Raw genomic sequence first — 22318 nt, 5'->3', positions numbered from 1 at the left:
GTCGGTCCGGGCTGATTCATTCCCGTCAGGACATTCCCCGGTGCTGTTGTAACACGCGTGTGAAAAGCTGCACAAAGGTTTCCGACGAGAGCAGGCCTCCAAGTGCATAGTTTTTGTAAATCAATTTCAATAATTCGATAGCTTTTAGTTTGCCAAACTGGAGGCCACTGCAAGACCCGCACGGCGAACTGGTGGCATCGTCCAGTCCGGGTGCTAGAATCACCCCATGGACACCTTTAAAAACAGCTCCCGGATGCAGTTTTCCGGACATGAGACCTTTCCTTTGCGTCAGCTTTGGCTGCGCAAGGCGTACGACGCAGTGTCTGGAGATGATGCGCCGGTATCGAAATCAACGTTTTCCGACGAGGATTCGATCGTCCGATTTGGTGTCGGAAAGAACATGGTAACGGCCATCCGGTTTTGGGCTACGGCATGCAAGATTATTGAAGAAAGAGATGGAGGTTTTGGACCTACCGGACTCGCCAATTTTCTGTTTGACCCGTCATCAGGTGCCGATCCGTTTTGCGAGAAGCCTGCGACGACCTGGCTCATGCATTGGTTTCTTGCTTCTACTCCCGAGAAGACCACGACATGGTACGTGCTGTTCAATCTTGTCGTGCAGCAGACCTTTGACCGGGAACATATCGTAAAGTTAATTTCCAGCCTTGCGGCGGACCGAGAGTTGAAAGTGTCCGTCGCGACGCTAAAGAGAGATGTCGAATGTTGCATACGCAGCTACGTGCCCAAAGTGGGTGGCGAATCACTCGAGGAAATGAGTGAGCCGCTCCTTGGTGAACTCGGTTTGATTCAGCAGAACGCAAAGGGCTCTTTCGAATTTCGTCGGGGACTGAAGAGGTCGCTCCCCGACGGCGTATTTGCTTTCGCATTGCTGGACTATTGGCAGCGACTTGAGCACTCAGGTTCAGTGATGGCCTTCGACCGGGTCGCGCACGACTACGGTTCACCGGGGCGCGTGTTCAAACTGGATGAAAATTCAGTTGCAGAGAGGCTTACGGCTCTGGAGTCGTTGAGTAACGGGCAGATTCAGTGGACAGAGCAAGCAGGCATACGTCAGGTCACGCGATTGGGGCGCGCGCTGGATGACATTGAGGGAACAAAGCTGAAGCTATTGAGAGCCGCCTATGCGAAGCGCTAAGCATAACGAGATTCCGGATCGGAAATTGTCGGACGCCGTTACTATTTCCCGGCAATTCCTTCGTTCGGTCCGCGTGGACACGGACTTCGGGCGAGAGGACGCGCTGTCTGGTTACGTCTGCCAAGGTACTGCCAAGGCGCTGTTGGAGAACATGGCTCGCCAACTCGTCGATACAAGGCAGAGAGCCTTCACGTGGACAGGGCCGTACGGTGGAGGCAAGTCTTCCCTCGCATTGATGTTGTGCTCGCTTGTCGGCCAGAACGCCAAGCTACGCGAAAAGGCGAGGCAAATCTTGGCGTTGCCTGCCGATAGTGCAGTCGCGAAGGCGTTTTCGTCTCGTGGCGACGGCTGGATGGTCTTGCCGGTCGTTGGAAAGCGTGCGAGCGTTATTTCGGAACTGCGGCAGGCGCTCGCGCGAGCGAAGGGCGAAGAAGTCGGAAAGCGAAAGGCGTCTGACGTTATCGCCGATCTGGTTGAGGCTGCGGAGACTCACAAGCAGGGTGTCCTGATCGTCATCGACGAACTTGGGAAGTTTCTCGAGGCGTCCGCTCACGGGGGCGACGATGTCTACTTCTTCCAGGAGCTTGCAGAGGCAGCCAGTCGGACGAGTGGCAAGCTGGTTGTGGTCGGCATCCTTCATCAGCCGTTCGATGCTTACGCGGCGCGCCTTGGGCGGCAAGCGCAAGATGATTGGGCAAAGGTTCAAGGGCGGTTCGTTGACATTCCTCTTGTTGCCGCTACAGATGAAGTCATTGAACTCATCGGCAGAGCGATACAGGTGGGCGACGAGGCTATCCGTCGGAGCGCTTCAGCTTTCGTCGATACCATTGCAACCGCGATCAGAACCAGACGTCCGGGAGCACCTGCCGGTCTGGCCGAAGGGCTCTTGCGCTGCTGGCCAGTACATCCTGTCACAGCAGCCCTTTTGGGCCCTATTTCAAAGCGCAGGTTTGGCCAGAACGAGCGCAGCACGTTTGGCTTTCTGGCCTCGCGCGAACCGTTAGGCTTTCTCGAATTCCTCGATGGTCAACCGAATCGTTGGGAGTCGATGTATGGTCCCGCGCAATACTGGGACTATCTGCGAGCCAACCTTGAGCCCGCAATCCTCGCTTCACCAGACAGCCATCGATGGGCGGTGGCATGCGATGCCGTTGATCGCGCCGAAGCAGGCGGCAGTCCCGTACATGTCGACCTTGTAAAGGCCGTCGCACTCATCGAGATGTTTCGCAATGGCACAGGTCTGGTGCCTGAGGAGTCTGTTCTCGCGGTCTCTATACAGGGCGCGGATCCTCAAGAGATTCATGTCGCACTGCAAGAGTTGGTTCACCGCAAAATTCTGATCGAACGCAAACATCTCGGCGCCTATGGTGTATTCGCTGGGAGCGATTTCGACATTGAAGGTGCAATGAGTCAGGCGCGTGCGGAAATCGGTGCACCGCCGCTAGAGCAAATTGCCTCATTGAGCGATCTGCAGCCCATCCTCGCCAAACGGCTATATCACGAAACGGGCACAATGCGATGGTTCACCCGACGCATTGTCAGGCTAGCGAATGTAGAGAGCGCCGTCGAACGCTTTGGCGCTGAGAAGGGGGCCGTCGGCTGCTTCTGGCTATGTCTGCCGGAAATTGGTCAGTCAGAGCGGTCTGCGGACAGTCGGGCGCAAAAGCTCAGCGGCACCATTCAGAACGGATCCGCAATTCTAGGTGTGCCTGGCAACGCGGAGCGCATAACCGAACTCAGTCTGGAGCTGGCTGCGTCTGACCGCGTCCTTAACACGCGCCCAGAGCTGGAGGGTGACGCTGTCGCCCGGCGTGAGCTCATCGGCCGGATGGAGTCGGTAAGAGCTGCGCTGGAAGAAGAGCTTGCTGACGCGTTTTCCCTTTCAAAGTGGTATAGACAGGGGGAACTGCAAAATCGCGAGCGTGGTGTGAGCCTGTCCGTCATAGCATCATCGATCGCGCAGGGAGTCTTCCCAAAGACGCCAAACATTCTGAGCGAGTTGATTAATCGCGAGGAGCCGTCAAGCAACTCTGTTCGAGCGAGAAAGGATCTGCTGTATCGGATGATTACCCATGCAGACAGGGAGAATCTCGGCTACGACGGGTATCCAGCGGACGCCGGCCTTTACTATTCCCTCCTCCAGGCGCCAGGGCTGCATGCCCGTCGGGAAGATGGGCAGTGGAGTTTCGGGCCGCCGAATGCGAACCCAAGAGGCGCTTCGATGGAAGCACTCTGGTGGGCGACGCAGGTCCGGCTGACAGAATCCGGATCAAAGCGGACACTCGCGCAGATTTATGAGTACTGGGCCGCCCCGCCCTATGGTCTGCGTGCAGGTGTAATGCCCGTACTGGCACTCGCGTTGTTTTTGGCCTGCAGATCATCTGTTGCCATGTATGTCGGCGGCGTCTTCACTCCTGACCTGTCCGAAGCGGTAATTGATGAGTGGTTGCTCGATCCGCAGAGCATTCAGTTTCAATTTGTGGAAGCTTCGCAGGATGAGGCGATGATCGTTCAGGCGATCACTGAAAGCGTGGGGCAGGCGTCGTCGCGCCGCGAAGCGGGGCCTCTGGATGCTGCGCGAGCCCTGGTTGGTATGGTGGTCGATCTTCCGGAGTGGACGAAGCGAACGACTTCGATATCGTCCTCATCGCAGGAAGTTCGAGGCATGCTTCTTCGGGCGCATGATCCGCATAAAGTGCTCTTCACCGATCTGCCGAGCGTTCTGCGGGTCTCGGCGCCGTCTGAGCTGATTGCGAAGTTGCGAACTGTTACGGATGAATTGTCCACCTCCTATGGGGAAATGCTGGGCAGTGTCAACCAGGCTCTGCTCTCCGCACTTGATCATGAAGGCCGCTCTCTGGAGTCACTTCACTTGCGTGCGACAACGGTGAAAGGGATTACTGGCGACTTTCGCCTTGATGCATTTGCTGGCCGGCTCGAGCTGTTTGACGGTTCACAAGCAGCCATTGAGGGCCTGATCAGTCTGGCCGTGAGCAAACCCAGCATCAACTGGGTCGATCGAGATATCGATGCGGCAATCTTGCAATTGAGCAACTGGGCCATCGAATTTCGTAGGGCTGAGGCAATGGCGACTCTGCGGGGCCGTCCATCGACGCGTCGGGTAATCGGTGTGGTGTTTGGGGCCAGTCATGGCAACGACGTGACTGGTTCCGTTGACGTGTCCGAATTTGATGTGCCTGCAGTAGACGATCTGGTGAAGCGTGTTCTCGCTGCGGTCCATAAGGAAAAGCCGGAAATCGTGTTGGCAGCGCTTGCTGAAGCGGGTGCGCTGTTGATGAAACAGTCGAAGACGGAGGTGGCCTGATGACCGAACGGCACGTGCTCGGATTGTCTGGCGGGAAGGATAGTGCAGCGCTGGCAATATTCATGCGACAGCACTTTCCGGAACGCGACATACACTATTTCTTTACTGACACTGGAAAGGAGCTTCCGGAAGTCTACGAATTTCTTGGGCGACTGGAGGGGTTCCTCGGGCGACCAATTGAATATCTAAATCCAAACCGCGGCTTCGATTTTTGGCTTCGGCAGTACAATAATTTCCTTCCATCGCCAAACACGCGTTGGTGTACGCGCCAGCTCAAGCTCGAGCCATTTAAGCGTTGGGTAAGGCCGTGGCTCAATGACGGAGACACGGTCATTAGCTATGTGGCGATCCGCGCGGACGAAGATCACCGGGAGGGAATGGTCGCCCAGCACGAAAACATGCACGTTCGCCTGCCGTTTCGCGAACACGGGATCGATAAGTCTGGTGTGGTCGAGATTCTGGAGGCATCTGGTCTCGGCTTGCCGGCATACTACAGCTGGCGCTCACGCAGCGGTTGCACGTTTTGTTTTTTCCAGCAGAAGATCGAGTGGGTGCGTCTTAAGCAGGTTCACCCCGATGCGTTCGAAGCAGCGAAAGCTTACGAGAAAACTGCGTTGGAGCACGGCTCGCCATTTACGTGGTCACAACGGGAATCTCTGGAAGAGCTGGAGCGGCCGGAGCGAATGGCACAGATTCAAGCCGATTACGAATTGCGCAAGCAGCGCGAAATGGCCCGAAGACGGCCTAATCCGCTGCGTCAGCAGCTCGAGGGAGCTGTAGACATTGATGATCTTTTTCTGGAAGACGAGGGTGGCGGCGCTTGCTTGGTCTGCCACAAGTAACAAGAACTGAGATCGCGGGGGTAGACAGGTGGTCAGTCCAGCTCAAAAAATATTCGAAGCCAATTCAGAAAGTCTTTACGATTTTGTCTCCAAAAACGGCCGAGGCCTGTATATCCCGCCGTACCAACGTGACTATGCGTGGGACAGATCGAACGTTGAAAGGCTTATTGATGACACATTACAGGGTCTCAATGCGTTGCTGAAGCGACCTGACGAATCGATCACATTCATCGGCACAATCATCACGATGAATGATGCCAAGAAGACGACGATCAACCCCTTGGTGAAAAATCAGGTGTACGGCCAGGTTATGACAGTCATCGATGGTCAGCAACGGCTGACCACGCTGCTGATGTTGTGCCTCGCCCTGCTCCTGGAGATTGAAACCCAGTGGAGCGAGCTCAGGAAGTCGAAGGTCACCGTCAGTGACGAGACCAAGGTATGGATTGAGACGCGTGTCAATGATATGCGTGGCTTGCTTTCCCAGATGTTGGCGGAGAAGCAAAACAATGGCGAGGGCGCGTACCGCTTCTTTCCGAAGATGATTCGGGCCTTCATCGATACGTGGTCATACGATTCAGACAAGGCCGCCTATGGATCGCCGATCGCATGGTTGCTGTTCGAGTTTGTTAGCTTCCGCGAGCAAAGCGATCCTAATTGGACGAAATTTCTGCCTCATCTTCAAAAATCGGCGGATAAGTCTGCGGAGAATGGCCGCATACTGAAACTGATGAAAGTGATGCGCGCGAAGCTGAAGGCGCTTCCGTCCGACGAGGAGTTTCCGCGGCTGCTCGATATTGTTCGCGACGCAGGCAAGCAGGAGACACTGTTCGGTGAGGAATTTCCGAGCGCTATGCAGGAAGCCTTGGAGGCAATTCTGAGCCAGCAGTCTCATGAGCTGATGGTCGACGATTCCGGGGAGCTGGAATTGGAGGTCGATGATGCCAAGGCCAAAAACTGGTGGGAGGCTGCGACCGGACTTGTTTCGCTTCTCTTCTTTGCACGCTTTGCTCTTGAGCGAATCACGCTGGTCGTAGTTACTGCGACCACCGAGGATTTTGCGTTTGACGTGTTCGAGGCGTTAAATACAACAGGGCAGCCGCTGACTGCACTCGAGACGTTCACGCCCAAGGTTGTCCAATCCGTTGGGCTAGCGAAATACAACTCATCCGAGGAGAAGAAGCAGCTCGACATTGCCTTTGCGTATTTGAAAAAGGCGTCGAAAGCTGAAGAGCGCCAGAAGCGTTCTGCCGATCTCCTCGTTGCTTTCGCTCTTGCAGAAACGGGCGAGAAACGGTCGAAGAATCTGGCTGAGCAGCGGCGCTTCATGCGTGAGTCGTTTGACATGTGCAAAACGCGGCCGGAACAGCAACTTTTTATCCGGCATCTCGCAGATCTCTCGCGCTTCTTCGACGCGGTTTGGGTCGATGGGGATTCGAAGCCAGTGTTGGCAGGCGTTTCACTTTCCGATCCCATCGCACTATGCCTACGATTCCTCGTTGATATCGGCCATACGATAACTGCGCCGTTGTTGGCCCAATATGCCGCTGAGGTGACGGCTGCGGCCCCTGAAGACCGCGCTGCTGCGCTCGCTGAATTTTCATGTGTGGTCCGAGCCGTAACTGCATTTACGATCCTGTGGCGAGCGTCCAGAACTACAACCGATCGCATCGATTCTGTCTATCGAGATTTGATGAGCAAGGGGGCGCAGGAGTTTGGGGTTCCGGAATTAGCGAGGGCCCTTCGCGGCGATACTCCTTTGCCAAAGGCGTCTGCCATTCAGGCGGCGCTGGTGGGCCGCCTCAAGGCGGACCGCGGCGATGGAGGTATCAACCTTGGAAGCAAGGAAGAGTGGGTTGAAAAAGTAATTGTTCAACCGCTCTACGATGTGAATACGACGCTTGCCCGGTTTTTCCTGCTCGTCGCTTTCCACGACACAGTGGAAGGGCCACTCGGGCAACTGATTCATGGCAAGGAGGGATCGCATCCTACCTTGAAGCTCGAAACATGGACCAGCAAGAAATATTTGACGATTGAACATATCGCACCTCGTTCAAAGGCAAACGGGTGGGCGAGCGATTTGTATGGTGATGACCAGTACGAGCGCTTAGGAAATCTTACCCTTGTCCCGCTCAATGCTAACGGCTCGCTGAGTGATCGCCCATGGCAACAGAAGCGCGCGTTGTACGGCGCACTCGCAGCGCGTAGCCAGCAGGAAGCAGAAACAGTCATTACGCAACTCAAACTCGACGGTATCGTTCTGTCTGAGACAGCTGGCCCAATATATTGGGGTGAATATCTTCCTCACGTCAGAACTTTGAGCACGGTGCCAGACGAATGGAATCTGGCTGCGGTGGACAAACGAGGGCGTGAGCTCGCGGCACTTGCTTGGGATCGTCTGGCTCCTTGGCTCGGACTTGCGTGAAAGATTTGGTGTTGGCCTTTCAACGAACCGCGCGGTCTCGGGATGGCGCCGGGGATGAAGGAAGTGCCAACAATTTCTTCTGCTGTCGATCATGAGGCCAGCAGTGATTTTTCGCACCTTCCGGAAGTCGAGTTACTGATTGGTCACGAGCTAGCTATCTCTGTGCGCCCGACAACTCGAGCAGAGTGAATTAGTAGCTACAGCGCTATCGCGTGTTGAAGATAAGTGATTCACCGAGTGTGAAATGAACACTACCCCACCCAGTTTTAGAATTGCAGCACGCGCGTTGCGTCAGCTTGGCGCCGAACTAATTACGTCGGATGACGTCGCGCTCAATGAGCTTATCAAGAATGCCTTTGATGCGCGATCTCCGCGGGTCACCGTAAAGATCAATAGCCCCGTCGATTCTTCGATCCTTGAGTTTCTTCGGGATCAACTGAATGCCAATGCGATAACCACTCGTGGCGCATTAGAGCAGATCGACAGGGCGATATCGCCAGACTTGGATATTCACAGGCGTGCGGAGGTGATCGCCGCATTTCGCGCGAACGCTGGAGGCACACCTGATTTGGCCGAGTTTATCGGTAACTTTCTTGGGCAGGAGTACTTTATCGAGGTTGCGGACACGGGTGTCGGCATGAGCGCCGACGATCTTCGTGACCGTTTTCTTGTAATCGGTACGCCAGCGAAATTCCTGCTTAAGAAAAATATTGAGGAAGGACAGATCATCTTGGGCGACAAAGGCGTGGGGCGCCTGTCAATGATGAGACTGGGCGCTCGCGCAATTGTCCGCTCGAAACGACGGGAGACTCAACAATGGAACAAGATCGAGTTTGACTGGCCCCTGTTTGACGATCCAAATGCCTATCTTGGTGATATCGAAGTTAAGGTCGAAGATGATGGCTTTGGTCCATCCAATGAGCAGGGTACGCAGATCGTGATACGTGATCTTGCGGCACATTGGAATGCAGAGAAGGTCGGAGCTTTCATTCAACGATACCTCCGGCGCCTCCAGGATCCGTTTGTTAAATCGACGTTACCTTACCCCGTCGATGTGTTGCTCAACGGGAAACGACAGCCTGTACCGTCCATCCCAATCTGGCTTGAAAAATGTGCGCAATTCAGGGCTGTAATTTCATTTGATCCGGCTGCCGTCGATGGGAGTGCCGCGGTCTTGCGTCGCACACTAACTTGGCGTGACGCCACGTCACCTGAAATTCGGGGTTGGACAGCTAAGGAGCTTGCAAACCAGCTCGGGTGTTCCGTTGAAACGCTAAAGCGCCTCGGTCCATTCACCGCGAACTGCCTCTGGTTTAACCGGCAGATGCTTGGTGCTGCCGATGTGGACCGAACTCGAAAGACAATAGCGGACGAACTCAACCTGTGGTGTGGGGGATTTGCGGTATATCGCGATGGCTTCCGAGTTGGTCAGACTGGTGGAATGGAGGACGACTGGCTCGAGTGGGACAGCGGAGCGCTCAAAGCGAAAGGTTTCACGCTAAATCGATATCAGACGGTTGGAAGTGTAAGCATTTCATCACGGCGCAATCCGTTTTTGGTTGATGCCGCGAACCGGGAGCGGCTGATTTCGTGTCCGGAGCAAAAACTTTTGAAAGATATTTTGGGCGAGATTATCGTTTCGGATTTCAGAAGTCACATCAATGCGACCAAAGAGGCGGAGACGAGAATCGCGATAGCGGAAGAGTCGACTGAAGAGTCGTTGCGACACTCTGAAGAGAGCTTAAGGAAAACACTAAAAACAATCGATGAAATTGGCAAGACCGTCCCGGCTGCGCAAAAGAGCAAAATGGCGGAGGTTCGGGAGGCTCTACGCGATCAGGTGGACTATGTGAGATCCATCAAAAATTCACTGCAGCTTGCACGTGAGACACGAGTCGAGCTCCTCGAATTAGCAAACATTGGGCAGGTCGTTGACATTGTTATACATGAGTTGTCGCGTCTCACGGAGCGAACTGGCGAACTGCTGGTAGACCTTGAAAAGAAAAAGGGTGAGCGTGACGTGATCGCAGTGATCGATAATCTACGCACGCAGATCGTGGCCACCAATAAGCGTATCCGCTCGGTGGACGCGATGAGTCCGGCGGGAAGGCATCGCAAAGAATATTACGACGCAGTTACTCAGATCCGGAATATTGCGTCGGGCTTCAAGAACCGGTTCAAGCGTCACGACATCGACTGCACCGTAATGGTAGATGGAGCCGCGCCTGACAGAAAGGTGGAGGTTCACATGGTTCGAGGTCTGATAGCTCAAGCACTCGAAAATCTCTTGAGCAACTCCGTTTATTGGCTCCAACAGGGAGTGCGGGAAGGTGATGCTGGGCGGGCGATCGAGATAGAGGTCGACTCAAAAGCACTCACCGTCAATGTCTCGGATAATGGCCCAGGAGTCGATCCACGGTACGCAAAGGAGATATTCAGACCGTACTATACGACGCGGAGAAAGGGAAAAGGACTAGGGCTTTACATCGCCTCGGAGCTTGTCGAGTATCACGGCGGAAAACTTTATCTCAACGAGACGCCGGACCATGATGGGCGACTCAGAACATTCACAATAGAACTGCCTAAGGAATAGTCATGTCGCAAACCGCTGCTGTCGCGAGCGTTGAAGTCAAATCGACCGAGGCGGCTGCTTCCGGATCCGCTGGGTCGAAACGCGTAGTGGTCGTCGATGATGAACTCGCGGGAGAGAGATTTTCCGAACTTGGCCATGAATGCGCCGCGCTGCTAGAGGATCCAAACGGCCCGGAATTCAATGAGCTATGGGAAATAGCGAAGATCGTAAAGGATCCTAAAGAGTGGCAGCAGTGGGATATAAATCGGATTCGGCAATACCTGACCTCCGATGCTGTTGTGTCAGAGGTGATCCTTTCAGCGGCGTTCAGAGACCGCGCAACAGATGCACTAAATCGGCCTTTGGCGAATTTTCTCGCGCGACACGAGAAAATTCGGCTGCTCAAGTCGTGCATCCAAGAGGCCTATCCTCAGCCCGAATTCGACGTTAGATTTCAGGACACGCGGCCTGCAGGGGGTGTTCTGATGCAATGCGAGCTCGTGATACTCGATTTGGTACTTGCCGGAAGTGCGAATCCAGTCGATGAAGCTGTCGAGTATCTTAAGAAGTTTGCCGACGATTTTGCAGATCAAGCGTTGCCGCCGATTATCTTCATGTCAAGTCACGATGAAGTGATCGTGCACCAACGAAGATTCAGCTCGGAGTCTAAGATAAGTGCCGCAGGCCTACTAGTGATGAAGAAAGCTGATGTCTATGCCGAATCCTTTGGTGTAGAAGGACTCCGGCTTACATATCAGCAGTTGTCGAGACAGCGCGACGTCGCATATCGGATGCGGACGTTTATGCGAGTCTGGACGACCGCATTGGATAACGCTCGACGAAGTGCAGAACGGTCAATTTGGAATCTGGATGCGGCAGCCATGCAGGAGATTCACTTCAAGGCGTCGGCCGACTTTGACCCCTACGACGGCCATCTGAACGAGCTTCTCGCGAGAGAATATATGTGGCACGTTGAGTCAGATCGGGAGGTACGGGCTGCAATTGCAGCGCTTGATGTGTGTTTTAAGGACCAAATAAAAGGTAATCCTGCGAAGATCACGCATCATTTCATTACGCCGTTTGTAGATCCGGCTAATCTTGGTACGCTACTGTCGCGTTTTACGTGGACCGGCCTAGAAAATCCCACCCCTTTGTGGGACGTTGAGGCGGCGACCGCTTCGGCGGAATTTAATGAATTAGTACCCTTTGGGGCACTTCTCGTCGGAGAAGGCTTCGGACAAGGAGCCGAGTGCCTGATACATATCACTCAGCAGTGTGACCTGAATGGTGCTAGTCGTGATCCATCATCAAATCGTACTGTTCTATTTGCGGTCGTGGAAGCGATTGAGCTGAAGCCACACACGCTGCCCGAATATACGACACAAGATCTCGTTGCTCGCGCGCTAAAAGTTGAAGGAAAGGAGTACGATTTTCGATTGCTTCGAGGCCGAATGTTGGCTCTGTCGGTCCACGAATTTATTGGTTACGCGGACCGCCTCAGATATCGTGTTTGCGGTCGACTTAGACAGGACATTGCGTCGCATTTCACGCTAGCGTCTGCTAACCACATGACGCGGCCAGCGTCCCAAGCGATGGTTCGCTCACAGGCCATTAGCGCGAAGGTGTTTCTACGCGGTGCACAAATTGCGGATCAACAGGTGGCTTTCCTCGATTCGTCGGTTCCTGGAGCGGGGCGAGTGCCAGCGAAGATCTTTCAGCTTACACGGGATGGTCAATCGCTAAGTTTTCAGGATGACGCTTGCATCATGATTGCGCTTTGGGTCAAAAGCGAAGCGAAGAAAGCTGGAATCTCGGGGGAGATAGATGCGGACGTTTTGTGTAACGCCCTTAGAACCGGAAGACGTGATGGGCAGCAGCTTGCAGGTGGCGTTGAGATCGCCGTACGGACTGGCAAGCTTCAGGAGGCGTTCAAACCGGCAAGAACTGTTCAGGCAAGCGCAGATAGGCTTAGTCTTGTCGTGGTGACCGAGAGCGCATAAGCTGTGTCAAGGTGTGGCCTGAGGGGGGAATTCACTCTCAGGTTTAGATATGTTCGGTTTCGGCAGAGGCGGTCGTTTTCGAGTCAACGCTATTGCGTCTGCGCGAAGGCGCTTCCGGCGCGCGCGTGGCGCTTCAACCGATCTCTTACATCTGTCGCTTAAAAAAGGCACGAGGCACGAACGAAGCGAGACGGCAAGAATGCTCACGGCAAGATCGACTTTCGGCTAAATCACTTATGTCGAAGCCTCAAGTGCTGACTGATCCAAAGCAATCGTATCCACAATCGCTTGGAACTCAGCAAGCACGTCCACTTGTTGGATTTTCAGGTACTGGTGCACTGAGGCGTTTTCGAGCAGTCTCGCGAGATACCCCTTTGCGAGCACGAGGTTGAGTACATCCTGTCCGTAGGTCTGCTCGACCAGTTTGTACTGTCCCTGAAGATTGCTCATCTCGCGCTCCATCTTTGCCATCTGCTCGGGGCCGATGCCAGTCAGCTTTCGCGGCTTCTTGCCGTCCACAAGCAATGAGGTTGGTGTCGCAACAAGCAGCGACTCGGCATACGACACGGACAGGTTGTTTGCTGCGGTCATCAACTCCACGCATTCGACCTGCCGCGTCGGCTTCATCTTGCGAAGCGCGCGGACCAGCTCCGGCGAAAACTGGCGGTCCTTGAGTAGTTCCACGGCTTCGGCGCAAATCCCGTCCAGCAAAGCGATCTTCTTCAAGATTAGAGACACGTCAACGGCAAGCGCCTTGGCCAGCCGTTCCGGTGAAACGCCTCGCTCAACAGCCCGATGGATCATGTGATGCTCCTGAATGGTTGAGAGGCGGTTCACGCGATTGTTGAAGGTGTAGCTCTCGTCATCTGTTGCGACCAGACAGGAGGCTGTTTCGAACCCAAGGTCCTGAAGCGCGGCGAGACGAAGATGCCCGTCGAGCAGAACATGATGGCCCGATGTGGGATCGGCAGCCGTGACCGACAGAGGCTCGATCATTCCAACTTCGTCGATTGAGCTTTTGATCTGCCGGAATTTTCGTGATGCCAGCGCGCCGGCGGATAGGCGTTTGGATGGAAGAATATTCGTTATCGGAACCGCGAGCGGTTCTGGAATGAAGCCAAGTGCAACGGTGTTCATGCTGCACTCCCGCCTGGCCACACTCGTTCTGCCAGATACTTGGGCAATGTCGCCAGACCTTCCGCGCGCAGCAAGTTGACGAAATTCTCGTCGGCGAACAACTGCCGGAGCGCACCAACCACAAATAGAAGCCGCTGCTGGGTGAACTCGGCCTTCTTTACCATCGCCTTCTGGCGTCCAACCTCGCGCTGATAGGTTCGCACGAGACTGGAGGACGTGACGTCAGGGGCTTTACGGGGCATATTACGGCCAGCCATACGGCCCAGAACCTTGCGACGTTCAATGATCCGTCGGGCGTCCATGAGCTGCCGGCCTCGGAGCTTGCCGGAATCGTACGCGTCCTGCAGGGCGGCCTGAATAGCCTCGTCGCTGTCACCAGCGCCGACAATTGAAAGCGCGGCATTCAACGGAATCTTTCCCTTCTCGACTGCGATAACCAACCGCTCCTCACCGTGGCGCAGCAGCATGAGGATTCCTTGCACATATTGAGTCGACAGCCCGGTTTTCTCCGCGATGGCCTTTGGCGCATAACCGCGTTCCTGCAGATCCCGGATACCAGCGAGCAACTCGAGTGCGCGGTATTGCCGACGCGCGATGTTCTCCGTTAGGCTCATGATGAAGGCGTCTTCATCACTCACGCTGACAACGAGCGCAGGAATGTTCGATTCACCGAGTGCACGGAACGCTTTCAACCGGCCCTCGCCGCAAACAAGCAGATACCGCTCGATTCCATTTGCGGTCGCTCGCGGCGTAACGACGATGGGCTTCTTCAAGCCAATCGCCTTAATGTTATCGACGATCTCTGCGAAAACACGACTGTTCCGTTCGCGTGGATTGATCACCTCGATTTGATCAACCGGGATCATCCGGACTACGGCAGGCCGCCCCTGTTGGCTCATGCTGCTCTCCTCAGCCGGGCACGCTGCGCCATGCCGTACAGATAGTCGAGCGTATCGAAACGATAGCTCTCGAACTCGACGGAGTTCCAGTCGGCAAGGTGAATGCGCGGCTGGCCGAAATCGAGTCGCGGCAGCAGATAATAATCAAGGGTGACCTGGTTGCTGCAGTCTAGACGAACCGCCACCGTGATGTCGGGCAGCAGGCTGGTGTCAAACCGGACCTTCCAGTGATTCCTGCCAGAATCATGTGCCTGACAACGCGAGAGAACGATGCACGCGGTAAATTCGCAGTTCACCGTGAGCATGTCGGTCGCTGGATCACGCGTGACGATGCCACCCAGCGCAGCAATCCGGGTCTCGGTCTCTGCAACGATGCCGGGGTGTAGCTGCCGGAGGAAGCGGTTAGTCTCGATATATTGATAGTCGCGACCCGGGGTAAAACCGACGGCCTGGTACGCACGGATCAGACTGCCAAAGTGGTAGGCATAGACGTAGGCAGAAGGCATGCCCTCCGTTTCATCAATTACAATGCCAGAGAGGAAGCCGCGGCTGCGGTACAGGTTCCGCAGCCGCTCGATAAGCTCCTCGCTTGAATAGCGCCTTGCACGCGCCCGCATGATGCCCTGCGCCGTATAGAATGCTTCGCTCGGAACAACAGGCTCGAATGCTCCATCCTTGCGGATCCACATTTCGGGCGGGTTTACAACACGGGTCTTTTTTAGCTTGAATGACACGCGGTTGTAAATGTTGTTGCCGATGTACTTCTCGTTGGTCAGTACTTCCCGTACGCTCGCACGCGTCCAGTCGCGATCGAGATCGGTCTGGATATGCATGCCGTTCAGACGTGCGGCAATTTCATACTCGTTCAGCGAATCGTCGATGAACCAGCGGTAGATCAGGTTGACCGTCCGCACTTCGTTCTCCGGGCCCGGCATCAAGATCACCCGGTCCGTCTGCAGGGACTTGTGGTCTCCGCGCTGCAGTTCGCTCTTCATGAGCCCATGCTGATCGACCAGTATCCGGCGCAGGCCATAGCCTGCAGGTCCGCCTTGCCGGAAACCCAGTTCGATGAGGCGGCATTGCCCGGCAAACACCTTCGCCGACAACTCACGGCTGTATTCGCCGGCCATGGCACGCTTGACGCCCTTGACGATGGTCGACACTGGCGAACCATCGTTTTCGAACTGCTCGGCGCAGTAAGCTACCTGAATGCCTGCGCGTCGGCAGATGTATTCGTAGTAGGCGCTCTCATCCGCATCCTGGAATCTGCCCCAGCGACTCACGTCGTAGACGAGGATCACCTGAAAATCGGCAGCACCGCTTTCCACGTCTTTGATGAGCGACTGTAGGGCCTGTCGCCCGTCGATGCGCAGGCCGCTTTTTCCCTCGTCGGCGTAGGTGCGCACAATCGTGAAGCCGCGGTGCGCAGCGTAATCACGTATCCGGTCGCGCTGGTTCTCAGTTGAGTACTGCTGATGCTCCGTCGACATACGGACGTATTCGGCCGCGCGTACCACATTGGTCTGCGTGGCGACTGGTTCTCTTGCGCGATCGATGTCCACGATCCTGCTCCAGCCGGCAACGGTTCCTCGCTCGCCGCCCGGCGCCGTCATGGCAATCGGATTCGATTCGACGTCAGCCAGTGCCACATGTCGGGCGAGGCTGATGCGAGCAAACCTAAAGTAAACGTAGCAGGTGCCCCGTCTATATCAATCAAGTCCTCTCTTTGCAATCACGCAGGTGAAGTCCGGGGGCAGACAGGACGGCGATATACACGGTCCACGCGTCCATCTTTGCAATACTAGCCTCGAGTGCATCACAGAGAAGGTAGAAGCCTGAGGCGAGTGGCCTGAAGGGAGGCGACGCGTCCATCTTTGCAACGCGTCCAACGCTCCGCCGCGCGTTGCGCTCGCGCTGCATCATGCGATTGCGATCACGACATGCCGGATGCGTTTCGCGGTAGCGCCGCCAATAGTCGGGGTGTCGGGCGCGCCAGGTGGCCTGGGCCCGAGCCTGATTCGCGCGGTAGTCAGAATCGGTTCGCATGCGTTCGTGCTGCCAGGTCCGCCGCCGGGCAAGTTGGCAAGGCTTCGATGAGCAGTAGCGTTGATGAGGGATGTGTGCAAGCGGAGTGAAAAGCGCGCCGCAGGCGGCGCAGATGTGGGTCGGCTTCATCGCGGTGCTCCACGCAAATATCGCGGCGCTTTCGGATTCTTGCTGTAGAATCATCGTACGCCATCGACTGGCATTAATTTCAAATTGCTTTCAGCGTGTCGACCAAGAAGTTGGGCGCACGAGGGAAGTGTCATAGCCGACCCTTGCGGTCTGGCGGAAGGTAGCGATCGCCAGTAAGCTGCTCGTTATCGGTTTCCGTCCTGCTTCCATTACTTCGCCCATTGATTGAGTCTTTCTTTGGCAGAATGCCAAGGATGGATGTTGTAAATTTTTGGTCTACCGCCGACCGGCAAAGTCGGACCAAAGTTTCGCTTTTTTCTGACGCTGGCCTGTGGAAAGTGTTTCGAGCCCTGCTGCGCGGGCGCCGAGCGGGAAAGTTTACGGTACTTACGGAACAGATCCGTTCTAAAGCCTCGCAACCGCGAAATGCAGAGAAAAACCCCGCCCTGGTGCGGGGTTTTTCTTTTCCACAGGCCGCTGCCGGCTTTCCGGAGCCGCGGTTCTCCGAGTTCTTGCTGCTCGTCCTCAAACTAATGGGCGCGCATTGACGCCACATTTCGATACCACGCTGCGGCGTTTTCGCGGCCCCATCGATCGCAGGGCACGCCCGGCATTGCCGGCAATCGTCGATTGACATTTCGTCATCAAATGTCAAAATGTCAGTCATGGCGAAACATGCAAAAGCGCTCCAGAGCACGCTCCCGGACGCGCACGCGAGCGAAAACCAGCTTCTCCTGCGCGAGGGCCGCAAGATCGTCGAGGCGCTCGGCCAGACGCTCGCGCCGCTCGTCGAGGTGGTGCTGCACGACCTCACGGCGCCCGAGCACTCGGTCGTCGCGATCTCGAACAATCTTTCGGGCCGCGAGGTTGGCGATGCAGTCACGGAAATGGGCCTCGCCCGCATCACCGATTCCGGCTTTCCCGAAGTCGTGGCCAATTATCCGAACCGCTTCCCCGACGGGCGCCCGGCCAAGAGCACGTCCATCGGGCTGAAGAACAGCGCGGGCGACTACGTCGCGGCCATCTGCCTGAACATGGATGTGTCGCTGCTGGGCGCGGTCACGGCGGGCTTCGGCCAACTGATGCAGACCGACGCGGCCGCGCCCGTAGCGGAAACGCTGGGGCCGCGCGGCAGCGGCGAGGCGCGCGAGAGCGTGCGCGCGGCGCTCGAGCGCTTTGCCGCCGCGCGCAATGCCACGCCCATCGGCATGACGCTCGCGCAGCGCCGCGAAGCGGTGCGCGAGCTGGCCGACAGCGGCCTTCTGAACCTGCGCCACGCGTTGGCCGAAGTGGCGCGCACGCTCGGCGTGGCGCGCTCGACCGTCTACACCTACCTGCCCAGCGAGCACCGACCATGAGCACACTGCCGATCTCCTTCGATGACGTCGCCGCCGCGCACGAGCGCATTCGCGGCGCCGCGCACCGCACCCCCGTCATGACCTCGCGCACGGCGAATGCGCTCGCGGGCGCGGAGTTGTTCTTCAAATGCGAAAACCTTCAGCGCATGGGCGCGTTCAAGTTCCGCGGCGCCTATAACGCCATCGCGCAGTTCACGCCGGAGCAGAAGGCGGGCGGCGTGATCACGTTCTCGTCGGGCAATCACGCGCAGGCCATCGCACTGTCGGCGCAACTGCTGGGCGTGAAGGCCGTGATCGTGATGCCGCAGGACGCACCCGCAGTGAAGGTAGAGGCGACCCGCGGCTATGGCGGCGAAGTCGTGTTCTACGACCGCTACACCGAGGACCGCGAGGCGCTCGGCAAGCGGCTGGCAGCCGAGCGCGGCCTCACGCTCATTCCGCCCTACGACCATCCGCATGTGATGGCGGGGCAGGGCACGGCGGCGAAGGAGCTGTTCGAAGACGCGGGCGAGCTCGACGTGCTGCTCACGCCGCTCGGCGGCGGCGGCCTGCTCTCGGGGTGCGCGACGGCGGCGCATGCGCTCGCGCCGCGCTGCACGGTGATCGGCGTCGAGCCCGAGGCGGGCAACGACGGCCAGCAGAGCTTGCAGGCGGGCTCGATCGTCCACATCGACACGCCGAAGACGATCGCCGACGGCGCCCAGACACAGCATCTGGGCGGCTATACGTTCGCGGTGATCCGCGAGCGCGTGAGCGAGATCGTGACGGTCAGCGATGCGGAGCTCGTCGAGACGATGAAATTCTTCGCGAGCCGCATGAAGCTCGTGGTCGAGCCTACGGGCTGCCTCGCTGCGGCGGCCGTCCTGCAGCGCAAAGTCGATGTGCGCGGCAAGCGCGTGGGCATCGTGATCTCGGGCGGGAATGTCGATCTGCTGCGTTTCGCGGAGCTGACGAGCGCACGGTGATGCGTGCTGCGGCGTGCGGCTCGTTGCGCGGGCTGCTTGCACGCATGGTCCAAGTGCATCGCGCACCGGCAGGCACAGCGTGTCGGACCAACGTGCGCTGTGCCGCCCGCTAGCCGAGCAATGCCGCGAGCGCTGCGCGCGCGTTCGTCACGTGCGCGCTCTCACCTGGGCGCCCCGGCAGCAGGTGGAACTCCGCCGCCGGCAGTGCGGGCAAACCAAACGACGCAGGGCAGGCCACGAGCCCCTCGCCAAGCGCCGATTCGTTCAGACAGGAAATCCCGAGACCTGCTTGCAGCGCGAGCTGCAAACCGGCGACGCCCGACGCCGAATGTGAAATCAGATACGGAATGCGCGCGCGCTCGAGCAGCTTCACGACATAGCGCTGCAACTGGCACGTGGAGGGGAGCAGCACGAGTGGCCAGGGAGGCGCAAGCGCCGCATGCTCGCGCAGCGTCTCGCGCGCACTGACCCACAGCAACGGCTCGCGCCGGATCGCCGGATTCCTGCGCGCGTCGGCCTTTGCCCCGCTGCGCTTGCCGCGAGTCTCCACGATGCGCAGCGCAAGGCCGATGTCGAAGGCGTCGTCTTCGGCGCTGCTCTCGATCACGGCGCTCGGCAACACGGTCACATGCAGCCGCAGGCGCGGATGCTGGCTCGCGAAGCGCCGGATGATCGCGGCCACGTCGTGCGGCCGGAAGTAGTCGGTGATGGCGAGGCGCACTTCGCCGTCGAGCGAGCGCCCGAGCATGTCGTCGAACGCGGCGTCGCACATCGCCACGATGCGGCGCGCGTGATCGACGAGCTTCGTGCCCGCCGGCGTGGGCGCGACGCCCTGCTTGCTGCGCACGAAGAGCGGCTGGCCGATGCGCTCTTCCAGCTTCTTCAACTGCTCGCTCACCGAAGATTGCGAGAGAAATACGCGCTCCGCGGCGCCCGAGACGCTGCCTGCCTCCCTGACGGCGAGAAAGGTGCGCAACTGCGCGAGGTCGAGTCCGCGTGCGTTCATATCGTGACGTTCGGTGCCGTTGCTGTCGGCGGAGAGATGCTCGACGCTGCCTAACAGGAGGCCCCGCCGAAGGTTCTTCGATAGCGGCTCGATGTTTCGGAGTTTCCGATCACATCGATTGAATATTCCCGCTTTTCCGATAGATGGTGCGCTCGTAGCATGGCCGCAGTCAATCCTTTTCTGGAGGCCATCATGAGGGACGCGAAGAAGCGGGGAGCGTCGCATCGCTGGAAGGTGCTGGGTGTCGGTGTGGCGGCGAACGCCAGCTTCGCTGCGGCATTCTCTGGCATCCCGGCGACGGCGGTGTGGATCCGCTCGGATTACCGTATCGATACCGGCACGCTCGGACTGGTGCTGGGCATGCTCGGACTCGGGATCGTCCTGAGTGAATTGCCCTGGGGGCTGCTCACCGACCGATGGGGCGACCGGCGCGTGCTGCTCACGGGGCTCGGTTCGACGGCGGCGGCGCTGGTCGCCATGACGGCCTGGTGCGTGCCCGAGGCGGCGCACGTGCCAGGCGCGCATGCGCTTGGGGCGGGTTTCCTTGCCATCGGCTTGCTCGGCGGCAGCGTCAACGGTTCGAGCGGGCGCGCGGTCATGGCCTGGTTCGGCCCCGGCGAGCGCGGCCTCGCGATGAGCATCCGGCAGACCGCTGTGCCGGCTGGCGCGGGCGTCGGCGCACTGTTGCTGCCGGCATTGGCCGCACACGCAGGTTTCGCATGGGTCTACGGCGCGCTCGCGGCGTTGTGCATTTTGTCTGTATTCCTCACGATATGCTGGGTGCGCGAGCCGGAAGCCTCCGCGGTGAGTGCGCCGGCGCGCGCGGGGCAGCACGACGTGCCGCGCGCGCAGTCGCCGTTGCGCAGCGCTCAGGTTTGGCGCATGGTGGGCGGCATCGCGGCGCTGTGCATGCCGCAAGTCGCCGTGATCTCGTTCGCAAGCGTCTTTCTGTACGACTTCGGCCATGCAGGCTGCGCCGCGACCGGTGCGACGCTCGTGGCAGTGCAATTGGGCGCGGCGTGCATGCGCGTCTGGAGTGGGCGTTGGACCGACCGGCGCGGCAATCGCAATGCGTATCTGCGCGCGTGTGTCGCGCTGAGCGTTGCGCTGTTCGCGTTGCTTGCTGCAACGACAGCGCTGTTTGCGCACGTGACGCACTCCGCGCATGCGCTCCCGCTGCTCGGCGAGGCCCGCTTCGTGCTCGTCGCGCTGCTCGTGCTGGGTGGCATCGCGGCTTCGGCGTGGCACGGCGTCGCTTTCACCGAGCTGGCCGCGCTCGCGGGACATGGCCGCGTGGGGACGGCGCTTGCAATGGGCAACACCGGCGCCTTTCTCGCATTCTGGCTCGCGCCTTCGGCGATTCCGATGTTGCTATCAGTATCCGGTTGGCCCGCCGTCTGGTTTGCCGCAGCCGCATGTGCGGCGCTGGCGTGGCCCGCATTTGCGCGCGTGTTAGCTCCGACAGATGCCACCGGCGAAACCGTCTTGCTTTCGCACAAGCCAAAGCGGCAAGCGCGTGCAGGGGCGACCGTTTGACCGTCGCGGCCTGCGGCATAGTCCGACATGCCATAAGGTCCGCGGTGTACACGCTCAGGAAATCTCTGATTTGATTGGCATAACTGAATCAAAATCTGCGGTTAAAGGAGGTTTGACGTTTCGGAAATCTCTGATTCAGGGAATCTTTAATCGATGTTCAGATGACGGCTCCAGAAGCAATACGCTTCGCGCAACAAGCCCTCGTGAGCCCGGCTGAAAGATCGGGCACGCATAGGCCGATCCGATATCCCTACACATCGAGAGAGAGCCAACTTGAAACTACGAGTCGTCCTTGCCGACGATCATCCCTTCGTTTTACTGGGCGTTCGCTCGGCGCTCGAGGCTGCGGGAGACATCGAGGTCGTCGGCGAAGCATCCGGCCCGAGCTCGCTCTTGCGCACGCTCGAATGCGTGCCGTGCGACATCGTGCTGACCGACCTCACCATGCCGTGCGACACGGGCGATGCGGAAGACGGTTTGCATCTCGTGCGGCGCCTGTGCCGCGACTGGGTGCAATGCCGCATCGTCGTGTTGACCAGCATCACGAACGTCGCGATCCTGCGCGCCGTGATGGATACGGGTGTCACCGCGCTCATCCGCAAGAGCGAGCCCATCGACGAGCTCACTGGCGCGGTGCGCGGCGCGGGTAGCGGCCTGCGCTATGTGAGCCCCCCGATCCTCGCTGAACTGGCTGCCGCAGGTGCGGAGCGTCCGGAGAGCACGCGCGTGCCGCGTCTGTCGCCGCGCGAATCGGAAGTGGTCAGGCAGTTCGTTCATGGCCGTACGATCACGGAAATTGCCCGCGCACTCGATCGCGACGTGCGTACTGTGAGCCGCCAGAAGCGCGACGCCATGGCGAAGCTCGGCGTGAACAACGATGCTGGCCTTTTCGCCTTCGTGCGAGCCCACGGACTCCTATGAA

At 58.1% G+C, this 22318-nt stretch carries 15 protein-coding genes; 10 read left to right on the top strand and 5 right to left on the bottom strand.

Going from position 1 to position 22318, the window contains the following annotated elements; genetic code table 11:
* The first annotated feature begins 226 nt into the window (after positions 1-226).
* The 6 genes from E1956_RS01105 to E1956_RS01080 all read left to right on the top strand — a co-directional run bounded on the left by E1956_RS01105 (position 227) and on the right by E1956_RS01080 (position 12320).
* Positions 227-1156 carry a DUF4007 family protein gene (locus E1956_RS01105; protein ID WP_134746676.1) on the top strand — a complete coding sequence of 310 codons (930 nt, stop codon included), beginning with the start codon at positions 227-229 and terminating at the stop codon, positions 1154-1156.
* Complete coding sequence (locus E1956_RS01100) at positions 1143-4481, top strand: ATP-binding protein (RefSeq protein WP_134746674.1); 3339 nt, start codon at positions 1143-1145, stop codon at positions 4479-4481. The genes E1956_RS01105 and E1956_RS01100 overlap by 14 nt, the downstream gene beginning before the upstream one ends.
* Positions 4481-5323, top strand: a complete 843-nt coding sequence (locus E1956_RS01095; protein WP_134746672.1) for a phosphoadenosine phosphosulfate reductase family protein — start codon at positions 4481-4483, stop codon at positions 5321-5323. Before E1956_RS01100 ends, E1956_RS01095 begins: the two co-directional genes overlap by 1 nt.
* Before the next feature lie 28 nt (positions 5324-5351).
* Positions 5352-7748 (top strand): DUF262 domain-containing protein, encoded by a 2397-nt coding sequence (locus E1956_RS01090; RefSeq protein WP_134746670.1) that lies wholly within the window; start codon positions 5352-5354, stop codon positions 7746-7748.
* Positions 7749-7992: 244 nt separating this feature from the next.
* Positions 7993-10341, top strand: coding sequence for a sensor histidine kinase (locus E1956_RS01085; protein WP_134746668.1), 2349 nt, complete (start codon positions 7993-7995; stop codon positions 10339-10341).
* A 2-nt stretch (positions 10342-10343) separates the two neighbouring features.
* Positions 10344-12320: a hypothetical protein gene (locus tag E1956_RS01080; RefSeq protein ID WP_134746666.1), complete on the top strand. Its 1977-nt coding sequence runs from the start codon at positions 10344-10346 to the stop codon at positions 12318-12320.
* 234 nt (positions 12321-12554) lie between these two features.
* Here E1956_RS01080 and E1956_RS01075 read toward each other — a convergent pair whose 3' ends face one another.
* The 4 genes from E1956_RS01075 to E1956_RS01060 form a co-directional block, all read right to left on the bottom strand.
* The gene (locus E1956_RS01075) at positions 12555-13457 is read right to left on the bottom strand and encodes a plasmid partitioning protein RepB C-terminal domain-containing protein (protein ID WP_134746664.1); all 903 of its coding nucleotides are present in this window, start codon (positions 13455-13457) and stop codon (positions 12555-12557) included.
* Positions 13454-14356 (bottom strand): ParB/RepB/Spo0J family partition protein, encoded by a 903-nt coding sequence (locus E1956_RS01070; protein WP_134746662.1) that lies wholly within the window; start codon positions 14354-14356, stop codon positions 13454-13456. Before E1956_RS01070 ends, E1956_RS01075 begins: the two co-directional genes overlap by 4 nt.
* Complete coding sequence (locus E1956_RS01065) at positions 14353-15969, bottom strand: recombinase family protein (RefSeq protein WP_134750237.1); 1617 nt, start codon at positions 15967-15969, stop codon at positions 14353-14355. The genes E1956_RS01070 and E1956_RS01065 overlap by 4 nt, the downstream gene beginning before the upstream one ends.
* Before the next feature lie 100 nt (positions 15970-16069).
* Entirely contained in the window at positions 16070-16531 is a 462-nt protein-coding gene (locus E1956_RS01060) for a hypothetical protein (protein ID WP_134746660.1), read from the bottom strand.
* 665 nt (positions 16532-17196) lie between these two features.
* On the opposite strand from E1956_RS01060, the gene E1956_RS01055 reads away from it, so the two are divergent.
* Positions 17197-17889, top strand: coding sequence for a helix-turn-helix transcriptional regulator (locus E1956_RS01055; protein ID WP_134746658.1), 693 nt, complete (start codon positions 17197-17199; stop codon positions 17887-17889).
* Positions 17886-18854, top strand: coding sequence for a threo-3-hydroxy-L-aspartate ammonia-lyase (locus E1956_RS01050; RefSeq protein WP_134746656.1), 969 nt, complete (start codon positions 17886-17888; stop codon positions 18852-18854). Before E1956_RS01055 ends, E1956_RS01050 begins: the two co-directional genes overlap by 4 nt.
* Before the next feature lie 109 nt (positions 18855-18963).
* Here the strand turns inward: E1956_RS01050 and E1956_RS01045 are convergent, their stop codons facing one another.
* The gene (locus E1956_RS01045; protein WP_134746654.1) at positions 18964-19860 is read right to left on the bottom strand and encodes a LysR family transcriptional regulator; all 897 of its coding nucleotides are present in this window, start codon (positions 19858-19860) and stop codon (positions 18964-18966) included.
* A 192-nt stretch (positions 19861-20052) separates the two neighbouring features.
* Here E1956_RS01045 and E1956_RS01040 point away from each other — a divergent pair, with 192 nt between their 5' ends.
* Positions 20053-21396, top strand: coding sequence for an MFS transporter (locus E1956_RS01040; protein ID WP_134746652.1), 1344 nt, complete (start codon positions 20053-20055; stop codon positions 21394-21396).
* A 273-nt stretch (positions 21397-21669) separates the two neighbouring features.
* A complete protein-coding gene (locus E1956_RS01035; protein WP_134746650.1) occupies positions 21670-22317 on the top strand; it encodes a response regulator in 648 nt (215 codons plus the stop codon).
* Position 22318: the final 1 nt, after the last annotated feature.

It is taken from the genome of Paraburkholderia pallida (genome assembly GCF_004524855.1).
Taxonomy (GTDB): domain Bacteria; phylum Pseudomonadota; class Gammaproteobacteria; order Burkholderiales; family Burkholderiaceae; genus Paraburkholderia; species Paraburkholderia oxyphila.
Note: the sequence above shows the minus strand (reverse complement) of the source record. Positions and strands in the feature narration are given on the sequence as shown.